A 2,333-nucleotide genomic window follows, 5' to 3' on the forward strand; every position below is an offset into this window, starting at 1 on the left:
GGTGTCGGTGCAGTTCAGCGGTGGGACGTACGGGACGTACAACGCGTCGGCGGTGGTGCGGAAGCCGGACGGGTCGAATCTGACCGGCAGCGCGTACTGCGGGGGGTCGTGCTTCTTCGACACGGTGACGCTGCCGGTCGACGGCACCTACACCATCCTGCTCAACCCCGACGGGGTCACCGTCGGCCAGGTCGCGGTGCAGGTCCGCCCGGTGCCGGCGGACGCCACGGCAAGCACCAGCGCGGGCGGTGCCCCGGTCACCGTCACCACCACCGTCCCGGGGCAGAACGCCGTGGTCTCGTTCGCGGGTACGGCGGGGCAGCGGGTGTCGGTGCAGTTCAGCGGTGGGACGTACGGGACGTACAACGCGTCGGCGGTGGTGCGGAAGCCGGACGGGTCGAATCTGACCGGCAGCGCGTACTGCGGGGGGTCGTGCTTCTTCGACACGGTGGTCCTGCCGGTCGACGGCACATACACCGTCCTGCTCAACCCGGACACCACCTACCTCGGCCAGGCCACCGTCAAGGTCCACGAGGTGCCGGCCGACGCCTCGGCCACCACCAGCCCCGGCGGCGCGGCGGTGTCGGTGACCACCACCGTGCCGGGGCAGAACGCGGTCGTCTCCTTCCCCGGCGCCGCCGGGCAGGTCGTCTCGGTCACCCTGAGCGGCGGCACCTTCGGCACCTACGACGCCGGCGTGACGCTGCGCGCCCCGGACGGCACCACAGTGGTCAGCGAGAGCTACTGCGGCACCAGCTGCGCGTTCAACGCGGTCACCCTCCCGACCAGCGGCACGTACACGGTGCTGGTCAACCCGACCGGCACCACCCTCGGCGCGATCACCGCCCGGGTCTACGACCTGCCCAACGACGCGGTCGCCAACACCACCCCGGGTGGGGCGGCGGTGTCGGTGACGACGACGGTGCCGGGGCAGAACGCGGTGGTGTCGTTCCCGGTGGCGGCGGGGCAGCGGGTGGCGGTGCAGCTCTCGGGTGGGACGTTCGGTTCGTCCGAGGCGGCGGTGACGTTGCGTCGTCCGGACGGGAGCACTGTCGTGTCGAACACGTCCTGTGGGACGTCGTGCTTCCTGGACACCACCACCCTGTCGGCCGCCGGCACGTACACCGTGCTGGTCGACCCGAAAGGCACTGTCGTCGGCGGCATCACGGTCAAGGTGCACGCCGTGCCCGCCGATACCACCGCGACCACCACTGCGGGTGGGGCGGCGGTGTCGGTGACGACGACGGTGCCGGGGCAGAACGCGGTGGTGTCGTTCCCGGTGGCGGCGGGGCAGCGGGTGGCGGTGCAGCTCTCGGGTGGGACGTTCGGTTCGTCCGAGGCGGCGGTGACGTTGCGCCGTCCCGACGGCAGCACTGTCGCGTCGAACACGTCCTGCGGCACCTCGTGCTTCCTGGACACCACCACCCTGTCGGCCGCCGGCACCTACACCCTGCTGGTCGACCCGAGGACGACCGCCGTCGGGGCGCTCACCGCCCGGGTGTACGCCGTGCCCGCCGACGCCTCGGCGACCACCACCCCGGGCGGCGCGGCGGTGTCGGTGACCACCACCGTGCCGGGGCAGAACGCCGTGGTGTCGTTCCCCGGCACGGCCGGGCAGGTCGTCACCGTCAGCCTCACCGCCGGCGCGTTCGGCGGCGGCAGCGTGACCGCGACGCTGCGGGCGCCGAACGGCAGCTCGGTCAGCTCCTCGTCCTGCGCGACGAGCTGCGCGTTCAGCTCGGTGCCGCTGCCCACGGCCGGCACCTGGACGGTGCTGGTCGACCCGGCTGCGGCGGCTGTCGGCAGCCTCACCGTGCAGGTGTTCGACGTGCCGGTCGACGCTACCGTCAGCACCACCCCCGGCGGCGCCCCGGTCACCGTCACCACCGTCAGCCCCGGGCAGAACGGGGTGGTGACGTTCCCCGGCACGGCCGGGCAGCGGATCCTGGTGCAGGGCACCGGTGGCACGTACGGGACGTACAACGCGACGGCGATCGTGCGTAAGCCGGACGGGTCGAACCTGACCAGCAGCGCGTACTGCGGGACGTCGTGCCTGTTCGACACGACGGTGCTGCCGGTCGCCGGCACGTACAGCATCCTTGTCGACCCGGCGTCCACCTACACCGGCGCGCTCACCCTCCAGGTGTCCGACGTGCCGGCCGACGTCACTGCCGGCACCGCCCCGGGCGGCGCAGGCGTCACCCTCACCACCACCGCCCCGGGGCAGAACGCGGTGTTGTCGTTCACGGGTGCGGCGGGTCAGCGGATCGTGGTGCAGGGCACCGGTGGCACGTACGGGACGTACAACGCGACGGCGATCGTGCGTAAGCCGG

The 2,333-nt window shown here is 72.7% G+C and carries 1 protein-coding gene; it reads left to right on the forward strand.

The features are described 5' to 3' along the window. Nucleotides 1–124 precede the first annotated feature (124 nt). A partial coding sequence (locus tag AC0AIB_RS30895) for a hypothetical protein (protein ID WP_465098030.1) occupies nt 125–2,333 on the forward strand: 2,209 nt, incomplete at its 3' end.

The organism is Micromonospora sp. DSM 43699 (assembly GCF_055517075.1).